Genomic DNA, 17,397 nt, shown 5'->3' on the forward strand with positions numbered 1-17,397 from the left:
TCAGCCCGGGAACAGCGCGCGCGCAGCGGCGAGGCTGTAGGCGCCGAGCGGACCGATCAGCAGGTAACCGAGCGGCGAGACGATCAGCGCACCGACCGCGATCAGGCCGCCTTCGACGCGATCCGGCGAGGCGCCGAACGGGGTCGCCGGTTCGTCGAAATACATCGTCTTGACGATCTTGAGGTAATAATAAGCACCGATCACCGAGGTGGCGATGCCGACCATCGCCAGCGGCCACATGCCGATCGCGACCAGCGCATCGAACACGAGGAACTTCGGCCAGAAGCCGAACAGCGGCGGGATGCCGGCAAGGCTGAACATGAAGATGGCGAGCGCCGCGGCAAGGCCAGGCCGCAGGCGCGACAGGCCGGACAGCGCGGAGATCTCCTCCACCGGCCGTCCCTCGGCATCGCGCATCCGCAGGATGCAGAGGAAGCTGCCGAGTGTCATGACGATGTAGACGGCGAGATAGGTCAGCACCGACGAGACGCCGTTCGCGTCGCCGGGCACGAGGCCGAACAGCGCAAAGCCGACATTGTTGATCGACGAATAAGCTAGCAGCCGCTTGATGTTGCTCTGCCCAATGGCTGCAACGCCGCCGAGGATGGTGGAGGCAAGCGCCGAGAAGATGACGATCTGCATCCACGCATCGCTGGCCGATCCCATCGCCTCGACCGCCACACGCAGCAGCAGCGCGACGGCGCCGACCTTCTGCGCGGTCGCGAAGAAGGCGGTGACGGGCGTCGGCGCGCCTTCATAGACGTCGGGCGTCCACATGTGGAACGGCACCGCCGCGATCTTGAAGGCGAGCCCTGCGAACACGAAGACGAGGCCGAACAGCTGCCCTGTCGACAGCCCCTCGCGGAACGCCACGGCGATGCCGTCATACTGCGTGGTGCCGGTGAAGCCGTAGACCAGGCTGATGCCGTAGAGCAGGATGCCGCTCGCCAGCGCGCCAAGCACGAAATATTTCAGGCCCGATTCCGCCGAGCGCAGATCGCGACGCATGAAGCTGGCCAGCACGTAGGAAGCGAGGCTCTGCAGCTCGAGGCCGACATAGAGCGTCAGCATGTCGCCTGCGGACACCATCATGCCCGTGCCGATCGTCGAGAGCAGGATCAGGATCGGATATTCGGCGCGGAGTGTGCCCCCCTGCCCCGGCGCGCGGTGGAAGAAGGCCGGCGCGATGACGATCGACACGCCTGCCGCCACATAGATGAGCAGCTTGGCAAAGGCGGAAAAAGCGTCCGCGCGGTAGAGGCCGCCGAAGGCGATGCCGTAGCCGGTCGGCGGCAGCAGCGCAGCGAAAGCGGCCGCGACCAGCGCCGCGACCGACAGGATCGAGACCATTCGCACCGAACGATCCCCCGCATAAGCGGCGACCATCAGCAGCGCGAGGCTGGTGAGCGAAAGGATCAGCTCAGGAAGCGTGAGAAGCAGGGCGGCGCCCATGTCAGTGTTCCGTTCCGTGGGCGGCGGGCGCGGCTGCCGCAGGGGCGCCGACACGGGCCATCAGATGCGCATCCCCTTGCGGGTAAGCGCGCTCAACGCGGGCGACCAGCAATCCGATGTCACGACGCATCGGCGCAAGGAAGCTCTCGGGATAGATGCCCATCCACAGCACCGCGAGTGCAAGCGGCACGACCAGCGCCAGTTCGCGCGCGGACAGATCGGGCATCGCCGCAACCTCGTCCGACTTGACCTTCCCGTACACGACACGCGCGTAGAGATAGAGCATGTACGCCGCGCCAAGGATGATGCCCGTCGTGCAGACGAACGCCACCCAGCTGTTCGCGCGATACGCGCCGATCAGGCTGAGGAACTCGCCGATGAAACCGGCCGTGCCCGGCAGGCCGACAGAGCCCATCGTGAACAGCAGAAAGAACAGTGCATATTTCGGCATGATATCGGCCAGACCGCCATAGCGGGCGATCTCGCGCGTATGCAGCCGATCGTAGATCACGCCGACGCACAGGAAGAGCGCGCCGGAGATGAGGCCGTGGCTCAGCATCATCATCACCGAGCCTTCGAGGCCCTGCCGGTTGAACGCGAACAGCCCGATCGTGACGAACGCCATGTGCGCGACGGAGGAGTAAGCGATCAGCTTCTTCATGTCGCTCTGCACCAGCGCAACGAGGCTGGCATAGACGACCGCCACCATGCTGAGGCCCATGACCAGCCAGAAGAGCTGGGCGGACGCCTCCGGGAACATCGGCAGCGAGAAGCGGATGAAGCCGTAGCCGCCCATCTTCAGCAGCACACCGGCGAGGATCACCGAACCCGCAGTCGGCGCCTGGACGTGCGCGTCGGGCAGCCAGGTGTGGACCGGCCACATCGGCATCTTCACCGCGAACGAGGCGAAGAAGGCGAGGAACAGCCACGTCTGCGCCTGGGGCGGAAAGTCATACGCCATCAGCTCGGGGATGGAGCTCGTCCCAGCCTCACGCACCATCCACAACATGGCGACCAGCATCACCACCGAGCCGAGCAGCGTGTAGAGGAAGAATTTATACGACGCATAGATCCGCTCGGCGCCGCCCCAGATGCCGATGATCAGATACATCGGGATCAGGCCGGCTTCGAACATGATGTAGAACAGGAACATGTCCTGCGCTGCGAAGACGCCGATCATCAGCGTCTCCATCAGGAGGAAGGCGGCCATATATTCGGGCACGCGCTTCTCGATCGCGTCCCAGCTGGCGGCGATGCAGATCGGCATCAGGAACACGCTGAGCATGATCAGCATGAGCGCGATGCCATCGATGCCGAGCGCCCAGGCGAAGCGGCCGAAGACGGGCGAATATTCCTGATACTGCCACTGCGCGCCGGCATTGTCGAAGCCGACCCACAGCAGGACACCGAGCAGCAGATCGACGAGCGTTGCGGCCAACGCCAGCCAGCGTGCGCCGCCGGGCGACAGGAACAGGCATCCCACCGCCGCGAGCGCGGGGACGAGGAGCATGACGGAGAGGATCGGGAAGCTCATCTTAGCGGACCACCGCCCAGGTCGTCGCGGCGGCGAGGCCAAGCAGCATCACCAGCGCATAAGTGTAGAGATAGCCCGACTGGAGCCGGCGAGCCGCGACACTGCCGCCCTGCACCAGCGCGGCGATGCCGTTCGGGCCGAACCGGTCGATCGTGCCCTGATCGCCCCGCTTCCAGAACAGCCGCCCGAACCAGAAGGCCGGCCGCACGAACAGCAGATGGTAGAGCTCGTCCCAATACCATTTGTGGAGCAGGAAATCGTACAGCACGCGGAACGTGGCCGTGAAGCGCGCTGGCGCGCTGGTGTCCTTCAGATAGGCATACCAGGCGATCGCAAGGCCGATCAGCATGACCACCGTGGCCGACAGCTTCACCCAGGGCGGCACGCCATGCATCTCGTGCATCAGATGCTCGTTGAAGGCGAGGCTGCCCTTCCAGAAGATCTCACCCGCCTCCGGCTCGATGAACCAGTGGTGGAAGCCGATGCCGGCGAACACTGCACCGATGGACAGGATAATCAGCGGTACCAGCATCGGCAGCGGGCTTTCGTGCGGGTGATAGCCCGCGGTGCCGTGCTTGACCTGATCCGCGCCGGCATCATGCGTGTGCGGCTCGTGTCCGGCATGCTCGTCCTCCGGATGCGCTTCCTGGTCGTGATGGCCGTGGCCGTGACCATGCGCGTCGTGAACCGCATGCTGGATATGCTCCGACCCCGCCCAGCGCGGCTTGCCGAAGAAGGTGAGGAACATCAGCCGCCACGAATAGAAGCTGGTCAGCAGCGCGGCGAACACCGCGACCGCGAAGGCGACCCCGCCCGGCACCGTGCCCGCGGCATAGCTCGCCTCGATGATCGCATCCTTGGAGTAGAACCCGGCAAAGCCGAACACGCCCGCCACCCCGACGCCCGTGATCGCGAGCGTACCCGCCATCATCGCCCAGAAGGTGAGCGGGATCGATTTCCTGAGGCCGCCATAGAAGCGCATGTCCTGCTCATGGTGCATCGCGTGGATGACCGAGCCAGCGCCGAGGAACAGCAGCGCCTTGAAGAAGGCGTGCGTGAACAGGTGGAACATCGCCGCGCCGAACGCGCCGACGCCGGCTGCGAAGAACATGTAGCCGAGCTGCGAACAGGTCGAATAGGCGATTACGCGCTTGATGTCGGTCTGCGTCGTGCCGACGGTCGCGGCGAACAGCGCGGTGGCTGCTCCCACGTAGGTCACGACAGTCATCGCCGTCTCGCTCGTGACGAACATCGGCGACAGGCGGCAGACCATGAACACGCCCGCCGTCACCATCGTGGCGGCGTGGATCAGCGCGGACACGGGCGTCGGCCCCTCCATCGCATCGGGCAGCCACGTGTGCAGGCCAAGCTGGGCCGACTTGCCCATCGCGCCGACGAACAGCAGCAGGCAGAGCAGCGTCATCGTATCGAAGCGGCCGCCGAGGAAACCGATGGTCGAGCCTGCCATGCCCGGTGCCGCCGCCAAAATCGCCGGGATCGACACGGTGCCGAACACCAGGAAGGTGCCGAAGATGCCGAGCGAGAAGCCGAAATCGCCGACGCGGTTGACGACGAACGCCTTGATCGCCGCCGCCTGCGCCGATGGCTTCTCATACCAGAAGCCGATCAGCAGGTAGGAGGCGAGGCCGACGCCTTCCCAGCCGAAAAACATCTGCACCAGGCTGTCGGACGTCACCAGCATCAGCATGGCGAAGGTGAACAGCGACAGATAGGCAAAGAAGCGCGGCTGCGAAGGATCCTCCGCCATATAGCCCCAGCTGTAGAGGTGAACGAGCGCGGACACGCTCGTCACCACTACCAGCATCACCGCAGTCAACGCGTCAACGCGCAGCGCCCAATCGACCACGAGGTCGCCCGAGCGCAGCCAGGCCAGCACCGGCGTGACGGTGGCGGACGCATCGCCCGACAGAAAGGACACGAAGACCGGCCAGCTGAGCGCGCAGGCGACGAACAGCGCGCCCGTCGTGACGATCTTGGCGGCGGTCGCGCCGATCATGCGGCCGCCCAGCCCCGCGACCAGCGAGGCGAGCAGCGGCAGGAAAACGATGGCGAGGATCATGCCGCGGTCAGCCTTTCATCCGGTTGACGTCGTCGACGGCGATGGTGCCACGGCCGCGGAAGTAGATGACGAGAATGGCGAGCCCGATCGCCGCCTCGCCCGCCGCCACGGTCAGCACGAACATGGCGAAGACCTGGCCGACGAGGTCGCCGAGATAGGCGGAGAAGGCGACGAGATTGATGTTCACGCTGAGCAGGATCAGCTCAATCGCCATCAGGATGATGATGATGTTCTTCCGGTTGAGGAAGATGCCGAACACGCCCATCGCGAACAGAATCGCGGAGACGGCGAGATAATGCTGTAGCCCGATCATCAGAGCTCGACCCCCTGGCCCACTGGCTGATCGACGTTGCGGATCGCATCCTGCGGCCGCCGCATGTTCTGCCGCATGATGTTCTGCTGGCGCACGCCGCCGCGAATGCGGTGGGTGAGCACGATGGCGCCGATCATCGCGACGAGCAGAACGAGACCCGCCCCCTCGAAGATGAACAGATAGCGCGTGTAGAGCAGAGTGCCGAGCGCCTCGATGTTGGGCACCTCCTCAGGCGTCGGCGCGGTACGCTGCGACAGCGCGAGACCGCCCGCGCGCCATGCCGAGCCCGCGATCAGGATCTCGGCGCCAAGCGCCACGACCAGCAGCAGCCCCGCCGGCAGATATTTGACGAAGCCCGCGCGCATCTCGGCAAAGTCGATGTCGAGCATCATGACGACGAACAGGAACAGCACGCTGACAGCGCCGACATAGACGATGATCAGCAGCATGGCGATGAACTCCGCCCCGCACAGGAGCATCAGCCCCGCGGCGTTGAAGAAGGCGAAGATCAGCCACAGCACGCTGTGCACCGGATTGCGCGACAGGATGCACAGGCCCCCTGCGGCAACCACCAGGGTGGCGAAGAGATAGAAAGCGAAGACCTGGATCACGACGCGCGCGCCTTGCAGATCGTCGCCCCAGCGGACGCTGGGGTCTCGTGCGACCGGGGCTTACCCCAGCCTGAAGCGATGCCAGCCTGCGCTGGCATGACGGAATGGCTGCTCACGCGGCGCGGCCTAGCGATAGGCCGCATCGGCGGCAAGGTTCGCCGCGATGGCGCCTTCCCAGCGATCGCCATTATCGAGCAGCTTCGCCTTGTCGTAGATCAGCTCCTCGCGCGTCTCGGTGCTGAACTCGAGGTTCGGCCCCTCGACGATCGCGTCCACCGGGCACGCCTCCTGGCAGAAGCCGCAATAGATGCACTTCGTCATGTCGATGTCGTAGCGCGTGGTACGGCGGCTGCCGTCGTCGCGCGGCTCGGCCTCGATCGTGATCGCCTGCGCCGGGCACACCGCCTCGCACAGCTTGCACGCGATGCAGCGTTCCTCGCCGTTCGGATACCGCCTGAGCGCATGCTCGCCGCGGAAGCGCGGGCTGAGCGGCGCGCGCTCATACGGATAGTTGATCGTCACCTTGGGCTTGAAGAAATATTTCAGCGTGAGGGCGTGGCCCTTCACCAACTCCCAAAGGGTGAACGATTTGATGATGTGCGCCAGGCTCATCACGAATACCTTGTCAGCATGAGGTAGCCCGACACCAGGAACACCCAGAAGAGCGAGAGCGGCAGGAACACCTTCCAGCCCAGCCGCATCAGCTGGTCGTACCGGTAGCGCGGCACGGTCGCCTTCACCCACGAGAAGACGAAGAAGAAGAACAGGATCTTGGCGAACAGCCAGATGATGCCGGGCACGTAGTAGAGCGGCGCCCAGTCGAGCGGCGGCAGCCAGCCGCCCCAGAACAGGGTGGCGTTCAGCGCGCACATCAGCAGCACGTTGCCATATTCGCCGAGCCAGAAGAGCGCGAAGCTCATCGACGAATATTCGGTCTGGTAGCCGGCGACGATCTCGCTCTCCGCCTCGGTCAGGTCGAAGGGCGCGCGCGCCGTCTCCGCCATGGCCGAGATCAGGAACACCACGGCCATCGGGAACAGCAAAGGATTGAAGCCGAAGGCGTTGATGATGCCGAGGATGTGGCCGCGCTGCTGATCGACGATCGCGCCCATGTTGAACGTGCCCGCCCAGAGCACGACCGAGATCAGCACGAAGCCGATCGACACCTCGTAGGACACCATCTGAGCGGCCGCACGCAGCGCGCTGTAGAACGGATATTTCGAGTTCGACGACCAGCCGGCGATGATCACGCCGTACACGCCGAGCGACGAGGCGGCGAGGATGTAGAGCAGGCCGACATTGATGTCCGCCAGCGCCATGTCCGGCCCGAACGGGATCACCGCCCACGCGATCAGCGCCACGGTGAACGTCAGGATCGGCGCGATCAGGAACAGGCCCTTGTTCGACGAGGCCGGGACGATCGTTTCCTTGAGGAACACCTTCAACCCGTCGGCGAAGCTCTGCAGCAGCCCGAACGGGCCGACCACGTTCGGCCCGCGGCGGAGCGCCATCGCCGCCCAGATCTTGCGATCGGCATAGATCACCATCGCCACCGCCAGCATCAGCGGCAGCGCGATGAGCAGGATCAGGATGAGATTGGCGACGAACCAGCCGAGGCCGGTGCCGAGGACCGATTGAAACCAGGCGATCATTCCGCCGCCTCCGCGAAAGTCTCACCATGCAGCAGTTCGGCCGAGCAACGCTGCATCGTCGGGCTGGCGCGGCAGATGGCGTTGGTCAGATAGAAGTCCTTGATCGGCAGACCGAGCGCACCGCCCTCGGCCGAGATGGGCAGCGCGGGTGCGCTCCACGGGATCGAGGCGAGACCCGGCTCCGCCAGCATCGGCACGTCGCGCGCCATGGCAGCGCGCAGCGCATCGAGCGTGTCGAACGGCAGCGTCCGGCCGAGCACGTCGCTCAGCGCCCGGAAGATCGCCCAGTCCTCGCGTGCATCCCCCGGCGGGAAGACGGCGCGATCACCGCGCTGCACCCGGCCTTCCAGGTTCACCCAGGTGCCCGACTTTTCGGCATAAGCCGCACCGGGCAGGACGATGTCCGCCGCGGCTGCGCCCTTGTCGCCATGATGGCCGACATAGACGAGCGTGCCGAGCGCATGGGCGGCGAAGTCCACCTCGTCCGCGCCGAGCAGGAAGGTGAGCTTCGGCGCTGCCTGCGCGATCGAACGGATGCCGCCCGCCTGCGCATAGCCGAGCATCAGCCCCGCCATCCGCGATGCGGAGAAATGCAGGACGTTGTAGCCGTTCCAGCCGTCCTTGATCAGGCCGAGCGTCTCGACCAGCGCGAGGCTGGCGCCCTGCCCGTCCTTCAGCGCCGCGCCGCCGACGATCAGCATCGGCTGCTTGGCATCGGCAAAGGTGTCGAGCAGCGCCTGCGGCAGGCGGCCGAGCAGGCCGATGTCGTTGCCCAGCCATTCGACCGGATAGGTGAGATCCACCTCCTCGCCGATGGCATAGACCTTGGCGCCCGCCTTCACCGCCTTGCGGATGCGGGTGTTGACCAGCGCCGCTTCCCAGCGAACGTTGGAGCCGACGATCAGGATCGCGTCCGCCGTCTCGACGCCTGCGATGGTGGTGTTAAAATTGACCGCGGCGAGGCTCGACACGTCGTAGGCCATGCCCGTCTGACGGCCTTCGAGCAGGTCGGAACCGAGCGAACGCGCCAGCAGCTTGGCCGCGTACATCGTCTCGGCATCGACGAGGTCGCCGGCGATCACCGCCACCTTGTCGCCCGCCGCTTCCGCTGCCGCCTTCACCGACTCGAATGCCTCGGCCCAGGTGGCGGGCACCAGCCGGCCTTCGCGGCGCACGAACGGCCGGTCGAGCCGCCGCCGGACGAGGCCGTCGACGTGATGGCGCGTCTTGTCGTGCGCCCACTCCTCGTTCACGTCCTCGTTGATCCGCGGCACGCAGCGCAGCACCTGCCGGCCACGGCTGTCGAGGCGGATGTTCGTGCCGACCGCATCCATCACGTCGATCGCGTAGGTCTTGCGCAGCTCCCACGGCCGCGCCTCGAACGCATAAGGCTTGGCCGTCAGCGCGCCCACGGGGCAGAGATCGACAACGTTGCCAGACAGTTCGGACGTGACCGCTCGCTCCAGATAGGAGGTGATCTGCATGTCCTCGCCGCGGCCGAGCGCGCCGATCTCCTCCATGCCCGCCACTTCCTCCGCGAAGCGGACGCAGCGGGTGCACTGGATGCAGCGCGTCATGATCGTCTTGACGATCGGGCCCATATATTTGTCGGTCACCGCCCGCTTGTTCTCGGCAAAGCGGCTATGGCCCTTGCCGTAGGCGATTGATTGATCCTGCAGGTCGCACTCGCCGCCCTGGTCACAGATCGGGCAATCGAGCGGGTGATTGATGAGGAGGAACTCCATCACCCCCTCACGCGCCTTCCTCACCTTCTCCGAATTGGTCGTGACGACCATCTTGTCGGCGGCGGGCATGGCGCAGCTGGCCTGCGGCTTGGGCGGGCCCGGCGCGATCTCGACGAGGCACATGCGGCAATTGCCGGCGATGCTCAGCCGCTCGTGATAGCAGAAGCGCGGTATCTCCTTGCCCGCAGCCTCGCAGGCCTGGAGCACGGTGGCACCCGCCGGGACTTCAACTTCGATCCCGTCAACGGTCAACGTCGGCATTGTCGCTTACTCCGCCGCTACCGCGAGGGGTGCGGAACCCTGCTTTTCCACGATCCGCCGTTCGATCTCCGGGCGGAAGTGGCGGATCAGGCCCTGGATCGGCCAGGCCGCGGCATCGCCGAGCGCGCAGATGGTGTGGCCCTCAACCTGGCGGGTGACTTCCTCGAGCAGATCGATTTCGTGCAGCTGCGCATTGCCCTCGCGCAACCGCTCCATCACGCGCCACATCCAGCCCGTGCCCTCGCGGCAGGGCGTGCACTGGCCGCAGCTCTCATGCTTGTAGAAATAGCTCAGCCGGCTGATCGCGCGGACGATGTCGGTCGACTTGTCCATCACGATCACCGCCGCGGTGCCGAGGCCGGACTTGAGATCGCGCAGACCGTCGAAGTCCATCGGCGCATCCATGATCTGCGCCGCGGGGACGAGCGGCACGGACGAGCCGCCGGGGATCACCGCCAGCAGATTGTCCCACCCGCCACGGATGCCGCCGGCATGCCGGTCGATCAGCTCACGGAAGGAGATGCCCATCGCCTCTTCGACGACGCACGGCCGGTTCACATGGCCGCTGATCTGGAACAGCTTGGTGCCCTGGTTCTTGTCGCGCCCGATGCCCGCAAACCATGCCGCACCACGGCGCAGGATAGTCGGCGCGACCGCGATGGACTCGACGTTGTTCACCGTCGTCGGGCAGCCATAAAGGCCCGCACCTGCCGGGAAAGGCGGCTTCAGCCGGGGCTGGCCCTTCTTGCCCTCAAGGCTCTCGATCTGCGCCGTTTCCTCGCCGCAGATATAAGCGCCGGCGCCGCGATGGACGAACACATCGAAATCGTAGCCGGAGCCCGCCGCATTCTTGCCGAGCAGGCCCGCATCATAGGCCTCCGCCACCGCGGCGAAGAGGTGCTCCGCCTCGCGGATGAACTCGCCACGGATGTAGATGTAGGCCGCCCGCGCGCGCATCGCGAAGCCGGCGATCAGCGCGCCTTCGATCAGCTTGTGCGGCTCGTGCCGGATAATCTCGCGATCCTTGCACGATCCCGGCTCGGACTCGTCGGCATTGATGACGAGGAAGCTGGGTTTGCCGGGCTTTGGCTCCTTCGGCATGAAGCTCCACTTCATGCCGGTGGGGAAGCCCGCCCCGCCGCGGCCACGCAGGCCGGAGGCCTTGATCGCGTCGATGATCGCATCCTGGCCCACCGCCATCAGCGACTTGGTATCGTCCCAATCGCCGCGTGCGCGCGCACCCGCCAGCTTCCAGTCCTGAAAGCCGTAGATGTTGGTGAAGATGCGGTCCTTGTCCGCCAGCGGCTGGATGGCGCTCATGCCCACTCGCCCCGATAATCGTGATTTTCGCTGACCATCGCCTTGAGCGTCGTCGGCCCGCCCTCGGGCGCCGACGCGTGCCGGTCGATCTGCGGACCGGGCTTGGGCGTGCCGCCGGCTGCCAGCGTCTCGAGGATCTCGGTCATGCTGTCGTAGGTCAGGTCTTCGTAATTGTCGTCGTTGATCTGCACCATCGGCGCGTTGGCGCAGGTGCCCATGCACTCGACTTCCATCAGCGTGAACAGGCCGTCGGGCGTCGTCTTACCCTTGATCAGGCCCTTGTTCTTGCACGCCGCCATCACGTCGTCCGACCCACGCAGCATGCACGGCGTCGTGCCGCACACCTGCACGAGGTGCCGGCCGACCGGCGCCTGGTTGAACATCGTGTAGAAGGAAACGACCTCCAGCGCACGGATGTACGGCATGTCGACCGTGCGGGCGACATGCTCGATCACCGGCACGGGCAGCCAGCCATAGGTGCCCGTCTCACGCCCGACCTGCGCCTGCGCGAGATAGAGCAGCGGCATGATCGCTGAATGCTGCCGCCCCGGCGGATAGCGCGCGATGATGCCGTCGACCTGCGGCGCGGACTGGTCGTCCCAGGCGAAGCCGCCCCAGCGGGCGCGCATCTCGGCTTCGTCGGGGATGTGGGGAGCGTCAGCCATCAGCGGTCACATTCACCAAAAACGACGTCAATCGCGGAGAGCACCGCGGTGGTATCGGCCAGCATGTGGCCCTTCATCATGAAATCCATTGCCTGAAGGTGACTGAACGCCGTCGGCCGGATCTTCACGCGATAGGGTTTGTTCGAGCCGTCGCTGACCAGGTACACGCCGAACTCGCCCTTGGGGCTCTCCGTCGCGACATAGACGTCGCCCGCGGGCACGTGAAAGCCCTCGGTGTAGAGCTTGAAGTGGTGGATCAGCGCTTCCATCGACCGCTTCATGTCGCCGCGCTTCGGCGGCACCACCTTTCGATCGAGGCTGGCGATCGGCCCTTCTGGCATCTCGTTCAGGCACTGGCGCATGATCCGCGCCGATTGGCGGACCTCTTCCACACGCACCATGAAGCGATCGTAGCAATCGCCCTGCGTGCCGGTCGGCACCTCGAACTGCATGCGATCATAGACGTCGTAAGGCTGCGCCTTGCGGATGTCCCACGGCACGCCGGCGGCACGGATCATCGGGCCGGAAAAACCCCACGCAATCGCATCGTCGCGGCTGACGGTGCCGATATCGACGTTGCGCTGCTTGAAGATGCGGTTGTCGGCGACGAGGCTTACGGCATCCTCGAACAGGCGCGGCAGGCGCTTGTCCAGCCAGTCACCTATGTCGGTCAGCAGCTTCAACGGCACATCCTGGTGGACGCCGCCCGGGCGGAAGAACGCCGCATGCATCCGCGCACCTGACGCCCGCTCGTAGAAGTTCATCGTGTCTTCGCGCAGCTCGAACAGCCACAGGTTTGGCGTCATCGCGCCGACGTCCATCACGTGCGAACCGAGGTTCAGCATGTGGTTCATGATGCGCGTCAGCTCGGCGAAGAAGACGCGGAGATACTGGGCACGGATCGGCACTTCGACGCCGAGCAGCTTCTCGATGGCGAGCACATAGCTGTGCTCCATGCACATGGGCGAGCAGTAATCGAGCCGGTCGAAGTAAGGCAGCGCCTGCAGGTAGGTCTTGTACTCGCACAGCTTCTCGGTGCCGCGGTGAAGCAGGCCGACGTGCGGATCGACGCGCTCGACGATCTCGCCGTCCATCTCCATGACCATGCGCAGCACGCCGTGCGCGGCGGGGTGCTGCGGGCCGAAGTTGATGGTGTAATTCTGGATCGCGACCTCGTCCGACGCCGCGACGGGCGTGTCCGCCTCGGACGGCGGCAGCACGGTGCCGGGATCGTCGGCGGTGCCGACATGGTAGCTGACGTCGCTCTGGCTCACTTCTTGTCGTCCGCTTTGGCTGGCGCCGGCGCGGGCGTCTGCGCCCCCGGCTGGACCGGCGAGCCCGCCGCCTTTTCGTCACCCGGCAGCACGTATTCCGCGCCCTCCCACGGCGACATGAAGTCGAACGGCCGGAAATCCTGCGCCAGCTGCACCGGCTCGTAGATCACGCGCTTGGCCTCTTCCGAGTAGCGCATCTCGACATGGCCCGTCATCGGGAAGTCCTTGCGGAACGGATGCCCGCGGAAGCCATAGTCGGTGAGGATGCGGCGAAGGTCCGGATTGCCCTCGAACAGCACGCCGAACATGTCGAACACCTCGCGCTCCAGCCAGCCGGCGACCGGCCAAAGGCCCGTTACCGACGGCACCGGGTTCACGTCGTCGGCACGGACATGGACGCGGATGCGGTGGTTACGCGTCAGCGACAGCAGGCAATAGACCACCTCGAACCGCTCCACCCCGCGATCCGGATAGTCGACGCCGGCAATCTCCATCAGCTGCTGATAGGCGAGGCCCGGCGTGTCGCGCAGCGCGCGCAACGCCGCTGCCACACCCTCGCGCGCGACGAACAGCTTGACCTCGCCGACCGCCTCCACGGCATCGAGCAGATGGCCGCCGAGCACCGCTCGGGCCGCGTCGATCACGCCCTCGTTGGAGCTGTATTTCGGATGCGTGCCGCTCACCGCTCGACCGTCCCGACCCGGCGGATCTTCCGCTGCAGCTGCATCACGCCGTAGAGCAAGGCCTCCGCAGTCGGCGGGCAGCCAGGGACGTAGATGTCCACCGGCACGATGCGGTCGCAACCGCGCACCACCGAATAGCTGTAATGGTAATAGCCGCCGCCATTGGCGCAGCTGCCCATCGAGATGACGTAGCGCGGCTCGCTCATCTGGTCGTAAACGCGGCGCAGCGCCGGCGCCATCTTGTTGCACAGCGTGCCCGCGACGATCATCACATCCGACTGGCGCGGGGATGCGCGCGGGGCGACGCCGAACCGCTCCAGATCGTAGCGCGGCATGTTGACGTGGATCATCTCCACCGCGCAGCAGGCCAGACCGAAGGTCATCCACCAGAGCGAGCCGGTGCGCGCCCACTGGAACAGTTCCTCCGTCGAGGTGACGAGGAAGCCCTTGTCCTGCACCTGCGCGTTCAGATCATCGAAGAAGGCGCGATCCGGCTCGGTCTGCGCGCTCTCGGGCAAGAACGGCGCGGCGGGATCCCGGAAGATTTCTACTCCCAATCGAGTGCTCCCTTCTTCCAGGCATAGACGAAGCCCAGCGTCAGCTCCGCCAGGAAGATCATCATCGCGAGCCAGCCGCCGAAGCCGATTGCCCCGAGCGAGACCGCCCACGGATACAGAAATGCGGCCTCGAGATCGAACACGATGAAGAGGATCGCGATAAGATAGAATCGCACGTCGAACTGCGAGCGGCTGTCCTCGAAGGCCGGGAAACCGCACTCATATTCGGCGAGCTTGTCGGGATAGGGATTTGCCGCACCCGTGAGCCGGCTGACGATCATCGGCAGCACGACGAAAGCCGTCGACAGCAGCAGCGCCACTGCGACGAACAACAGGATGGGCAAATATCCGGCGGCAACCGACGCCATTGGGTTCTCCTCCGGGAGCCGGGCTCCCGCGCTTTCCGCGGAGCCGGCCGGGCGCTTCAGCCTCTAGTCTTGCCGCACATGCGAAGCAAGGCGGAGCGCCCGTGAGAATGATTCGCAACTAGCCGCCACGGCCTGGGACTGTTTACAGGATCTACACGAATTTGTTCGCAGCCGCAGCAAGCAAGTCCTTCAACATACAACGGAAACCTTTTGTGGTTCCCGACGTTCTGAGACCGAACTCAACCGATAAAAGAAGGTCGCGGAGAGGATGATATACGGAGCGTTGGCCGGCGGCCACGATGCAGCGGCGACCGGCCGGGTCAAGATGCCGATGCCGTGGCGGGTTTCGATGATGGCCGGTACGTCGCTCCTCCTCTGGTCGGTCATCCTCGTCCCGTTCATCGCCTGAGTGCTCGTTCGGGCCGGGCCGCCGTTGCAAGCGTCGCAGGCCTGTGCTTGAGCCACCGATGTGACCGATTCAAACCTCTCCGCAGGGCGCGATTGGGCGCGCTCATGGCTCCTCGATGCGGCTTTGCCGCTGTGGTGGGAGGCCGCGGCCGATCGCACCTGGGGGGGCTGGGCAGAGCGGCTCGACCAGCAAGGTAAGCCGACCGACGATCCTCGGCGCGCCCGTGTGCAGGCGCGCATGGTGTTCGTTTATGCTCAGGCGAAGCGGCTTGGCTGGCGCGGGCCGGCAGATGATGCGATCCGCCACGGCCTGGACTATCTGCTATCCCGCTATCGCCGGTCCGATGGGCTCTTCCGCAAGGCTGTCCTCCCCGATGGGACGCCGGCGGACGATGGTTATGACCTGTACGATCAGGCCTTCGCGCTGCTGGCGCTCAACGCCGCCTATCGCGCATTGGGGCAGCCAGCGGAGATAAGGGCCGAGGCCGACGCCCTGCTCGGCCGCCTGGACACGCTACTGGCGCATCCCTTCGCCGGCTTCGAGGAGGCCCGCCCGCGTGCCCTCCCCCTCCGCTCCAACCCGCACATGCACATGCTGGAAGCACTGCTCGCCTGGACCGAGAGGGGCGTGGGTGGCGCGTATGAGGCGCGGGCACGCCAGATTGCGGAGCTGGCGCGCACTCGTTTCATCGATCCGGCAACGGGCGCCATCGGCGAATATTTCGACGGCGACTGGCACTTCATGCCTGGCGACAAGGGCGGCGTGCGGGAGCCCGGACATCAGTTCGAATGGGCTTATCTGCTCGGCGAGGCGGATCGGCTGCTCGGCACAAGCAGCAGCACGCACATTCAGCGCCTCTACGCCTTCGGTGCACAGCATGGTGTCGACCCGGCGCGCGGCGTGGCGGTGTTCGAGATGGATGCGGAGGGCCGCATCATCGATCCCGATGCGCGGCTCTGGTCACAGACGGAGCGGCTGCGCACGGCGCTGACGCTCGGCCACGACAAGGATGCGGACGAGGCTTTGGCCGCGATCCGCCGCTTTCTGGACGTGCCGGTGCGGGGCCTGTGGCTCGATCGGATGAAGCCGGACGGCCACATCGTGGACGAGCCTGCACCGGGCTCGTCCTTCTATCACATCGTCAGCGCGCTGCTCCCGCTGATTGGCTGACCAGCGGGGCTGCTGCCGATCAGTCGATCAGCAGCAGCGCCGGCGTTTCCAGCAGGCGCTTGACCGCCTGGACGAAGCTGGCCGCATCCCAGCCGTCAACGACGCGGTGATCGCAGCTGATCGACAGGTTCATCAGCTTGGCCGCTTCGACCCGACCGTCACGGAACACCGGCCGCTCGACCACCTTGTTCGGGCCGATGATCGCCACTTCCGGCCGGTTGATTACCGGCGTGGTGGCGATGCCGCCAAGCGGCCCGAGCGAGGTGAGCGTCAGCGTCGAGCCGCTGAGCTCCGCCGAGCTTGCCTTGCCCGTGCGCGCCGCATCGGCCAGACGGCGGATCTCGCCCGCCAGCTGCCAGATGTTCATGCCCTGCGCATCGCGGATCACCGGCACCATCAGCCCGGCGTCGGTCTGCGTCGCGATGCCCAGATGCACCGCGCCGTGCCGCGTCACCACGCCCGCTTCGTCGTCGTAGCGCGCATTGAGCATCGGAAACTCAGGCAGGGCCTTGACGATCGCGACGATCAGCAGAGGCAGCATCGTCAGCTTCGGCTTGCCGCCACGCGTCTCGTTCAGGTCGCCGCGCAGCAGCTCCAGCTTCGTCACGTCGATCTCGTCGACATAGGTAAAGTGGGGGATGGCGCGCTTCGCCGCGGCCATGTTCTCCGCAATGCGACGACGCAGGCCGATCACCTTGACCTGCTGGTCGGCGCGCGCGGCTGCCGCCGGGCGATAGCCCTGCGAATAGGTGAGGAAGGCATCGAGATCGGCGTGACGGACGCGGCCGTCCTCGGCCGGCTTCACCTCGCCGAGATCGATGCCGAGCGACTTGGCACGCGCACGCACCGCCGGCGAGGCGAGCACCTGGCGGTGCGCGGCGGCAGGCGCCTCGACCTTGGCGGCAGCCGGCATCGGCACGGGTGCGGCCGGCGGCTCTTCACCGGGCAGCTTGGTGCCGGGCTCCGGCGCGGCGGGCTCGGGCGCGCCCTCGGGCTGCGCTTCCTCGACCATGCAGACGTCGGAGAGCGTCGCTTCCTCGCCATGCTCGACCTCGGCCTCACCGGCCACCTCGAAGCTGGCGAGCACGGAGCCGATAGCGATCAGCTCGCCCACTTCACCCGCAATCGCGGTGACGGTGCCGGCGACCGGCGACGACATCTCCACCGTCGCCTTGTCGGTCATCATGTCGGCGAGGGGCTGATCCTCCTCGATGACATCGCCGACCTTGACGTGCCACGCGACGATCTCGGCCTCGGCAATGCCTTCGCCGATGTCGGGGAGCTTGAAATCGAACCGGGCCAC

Annotated in this window: 16 protein-coding genes and 1 pseudogene; 2 read left to right on the forward strand and 15 right to left on the reverse strand. The window is 65.9% G+C overall.

The genetic code is table 11. The features are described from left to right. The 14 genes and pseudogenes from nuoN to ndhC form a co-directional block, all read right to left on the reverse strand. Entirely contained in the window at window positions 1-1,452 is a 1,452-nt protein-coding gene (gene nuoN / locus BM360_RS04575) for an NADH-quinone oxidoreductase subunit NuoN (protein WP_093313746.1), read from the reverse strand. Between the two features lies 1 nt (window position 1,453). Further along, window positions 1,454-2,986, reverse strand: a complete 1,533-nt coding sequence (locus tag BM360_RS04580) for an NADH-quinone oxidoreductase subunit M (RefSeq protein WP_093311418.1) — start codon at window positions 2,984-2,986, stop codon at window positions 1,454-1,456. A gap of 1 nt (window position 2,987) precedes the next feature. Then, on the reverse strand, window positions 2,988-5,066 hold the full coding sequence (gene nuoL, locus BM360_RS04585; RefSeq protein ID WP_093311420.1) for an NADH-quinone oxidoreductase subunit L: 2,079 nt from the start codon (window positions 5,064-5,066) through the stop codon (window positions 2,988-2,990). A 7-nt stretch (window positions 5,067-5,073) separates the two neighbouring features. Next, a complete protein-coding gene (nuoK, locus tag BM360_RS04590; RefSeq protein ID WP_093311423.1) occupies window positions 5,074-5,379 on the reverse strand; it encodes an NADH-quinone oxidoreductase subunit NuoK in 306 nt (101 codons plus the stop codon). Continuing rightward, on the reverse strand, window positions 5,379-5,990 hold the full coding sequence (locus BM360_RS04595; RefSeq protein ID WP_093311425.1) for an NADH-quinone oxidoreductase subunit J: 612 nt from the start codon (window positions 5,988-5,990) through the stop codon (window positions 5,379-5,381). Before BM360_RS04595 ends, nuoK begins: the two co-directional genes overlap by 1 nt. A 126-nt stretch (window positions 5,991-6,116) precedes the next feature. Continuing rightward, window positions 6,117-6,602, reverse strand: a complete 486-nt coding sequence (gene nuoI / locus BM360_RS04600) for an NADH-quinone oxidoreductase subunit NuoI (RefSeq protein ID WP_093311428.1) — start codon at window positions 6,600-6,602, stop codon at window positions 6,117-6,119. Beyond that, window positions 6,602-7,642, reverse strand: coding sequence for an NADH-quinone oxidoreductase subunit NuoH (gene nuoH, locus BM360_RS04605; RefSeq protein ID WP_093311436.1), 1,041 nt, complete (start codon window positions 7,640-7,642; stop codon window positions 6,602-6,604). The genes nuoI and nuoH overlap by 1 nt, the downstream gene beginning before the upstream one ends. Continuing rightward, window positions 7,639-9,648, reverse strand: coding sequence for an NADH-quinone oxidoreductase subunit NuoG (gene nuoG / locus BM360_RS04610; protein WP_093311443.1), 2,010 nt, complete (start codon window positions 9,646-9,648; stop codon window positions 7,639-7,641). The genes nuoH and nuoG overlap by 4 nt, the downstream gene beginning before the upstream one ends. A gap of 6 nt (window positions 9,649-9,654) precedes the next feature. After that, window positions 9,655-10,968, reverse strand: a complete 1,314-nt coding sequence (nuoF, locus tag BM360_RS04615; RefSeq protein ID WP_093311452.1) for an NADH-quinone oxidoreductase subunit NuoF — start codon at window positions 10,966-10,968, stop codon at window positions 9,655-9,657. Beyond that, window positions 10,965-11,633 carry an NADH-quinone oxidoreductase subunit NuoE gene (gene nuoE / locus BM360_RS04620; protein ID WP_093311460.1) on the reverse strand — a complete coding sequence of 223 codons (669 nt, stop codon included), beginning with the start codon at window positions 11,631-11,633 and terminating at the stop codon, window positions 10,965-10,967. Before nuoE ends, nuoF begins: the two co-directional genes overlap by 4 nt. Continuing rightward, the gene (locus BM360_RS04625; RefSeq protein WP_093313748.1) at window positions 11,633-12,853 is read right to left on the reverse strand and encodes an NADH-quinone oxidoreductase subunit D; all 1,221 of its coding nucleotides are present in this window, start codon (window positions 12,851-12,853) and stop codon (window positions 11,633-11,635) included. Before BM360_RS04625 ends, nuoE begins: the two co-directional genes overlap by 1 nt. Window positions 12,854-12,912: 59 nt before the next feature. After that, window positions 12,913-13,590, reverse strand: a pseudogene (locus tag BM360_RS04630) (NADH-quinone oxidoreductase subunit C); the annotation flags it as partial. Next, a complete protein-coding gene (locus tag BM360_RS04635) occupies window positions 13,587-14,135 on the reverse strand; it encodes a NuoB/complex I 20 kDa subunit family protein (RefSeq protein ID WP_093313750.1) in 549 nt (182 codons plus the stop codon). The pseudogene BM360_RS04630 and the gene BM360_RS04635, both read right to left, overlap by 4 nt. A gap of 2 nt (window positions 14,136-14,137) precedes the next feature. Next, window positions 14,138-14,515, reverse strand: a complete 378-nt coding sequence (gene ndhC / locus BM360_RS04640) for an NADH-quinone oxidoreductase subunit A (RefSeq protein WP_093311466.1) — start codon at window positions 14,513-14,515, stop codon at window positions 14,138-14,140. 268 nt (window positions 14,516-14,783) lie between these two features. Between ndhC and BM360_RS19495 the strand changes: the two genes are divergently transcribed. Further along, complete coding sequence (locus BM360_RS19495) at window positions 14,784-14,924, forward strand: hypothetical protein (RefSeq protein ID WP_165611198.1); 141 nt, start codon at window positions 14,784-14,786, stop codon at window positions 14,922-14,924. A 60-nt stretch (window positions 14,925-14,984) separates the two neighbouring features. Then, window positions 14,985-16,094 (forward strand): AGE family epimerase/isomerase, encoded by a 1,110-nt coding sequence (locus BM360_RS04645; RefSeq protein WP_093311469.1) that lies wholly within the window; start codon window positions 14,985-14,987, stop codon window positions 16,092-16,094. Window positions 16,095-16,113: 19 nt separating this feature from the next. On the opposite strand, the gene BM360_RS04650 is transcribed toward BM360_RS04645, so the two are convergent. Then, on the reverse strand, window positions 16,114-17,397 hold the full coding sequence (locus BM360_RS04650) for a dihydrolipoamide acetyltransferase family protein (RefSeq protein WP_093311471.1): 1,284 nt from the start codon (window positions 17,395-17,397) through the stop codon (window positions 16,114-16,116).

Source organism: Sphingomonas jatrophae (assembly GCF_900113315.1).
In the GTDB taxonomy this organism is placed as follows: Bacteria; Pseudomonadota; Alphaproteobacteria; order Sphingomonadales; family Sphingomonadaceae; genus Sphingomonas_P; species Sphingomonas_P jatrophae.

Coding starts and splice junctions, on each gene's coding strand:
- nuoG (WP_093311443.1), bottom strand. CDS start 9,648: ATGCCGACGTTGACCGTTGACGGGATCGAAGTTGAAGTCCCGGCGGGT.
- BM360_RS04580 (WP_093311418.1), bottom strand. CDS start 2,986: ATGAGCTTCCCGATCCTCTCCGTCATGCTCCTCGTCCCCGCGCTCGCG.
- nuoE (WP_093311460.1), bottom strand. CDS start 11,633: ATGGCTGACGCTCCCCACATCCCCGACGAAGCCGAGATGCGCGCCCGC.
- ndhC (WP_093311466.1), bottom strand. CDS start 14,515: ATGGCGTCGGTTGCCGCCGGATATTTGCCCATCCTGTTGTTCGTCGCA.
- BM360_RS19495 (WP_165611198.1), top strand. CDS start 14,784: ATGATATACGGAGCGTTGGCCGGCGGCCACGATGCAGCGGCGACCGGC.
- nuoF (WP_093311452.1), bottom strand. CDS start 10,968: ATGAGCGCCATCCAGCCGCTGGCGGACAAGGACCGCATCTTCACCAAC.
- nuoK (WP_093311423.1), bottom strand. CDS start 5,379: ATGATCGGGCTACAGCATTATCTCGCCGTCTCCGCGATTCTGTTCGCG.
- nuoI (WP_093311428.1), bottom strand. CDS start 6,602: ATGAGCCTGGCGCACATCATCAAATCGTTCACCCTTTGGGAGTTGGTG.
- nuoN (WP_093313746.1), bottom strand. CDS start 1,452: ATGGGCGCCGCCCTGCTTCTCACGCTTCCTGAGCTGATCCTTTCGCTC.
- nuoH (WP_093311436.1), bottom strand. CDS start 7,642: ATGATCGCCTGGTTTCAATCGGTCCTCGGCACCGGCCTCGGCTGGTTC.
- nuoL (WP_093311420.1), bottom strand. CDS start 5,066: ATGATCCTCGCCATCGTTTTCCTGCCGCTGCTCGCCTCGCTGGTCGCG.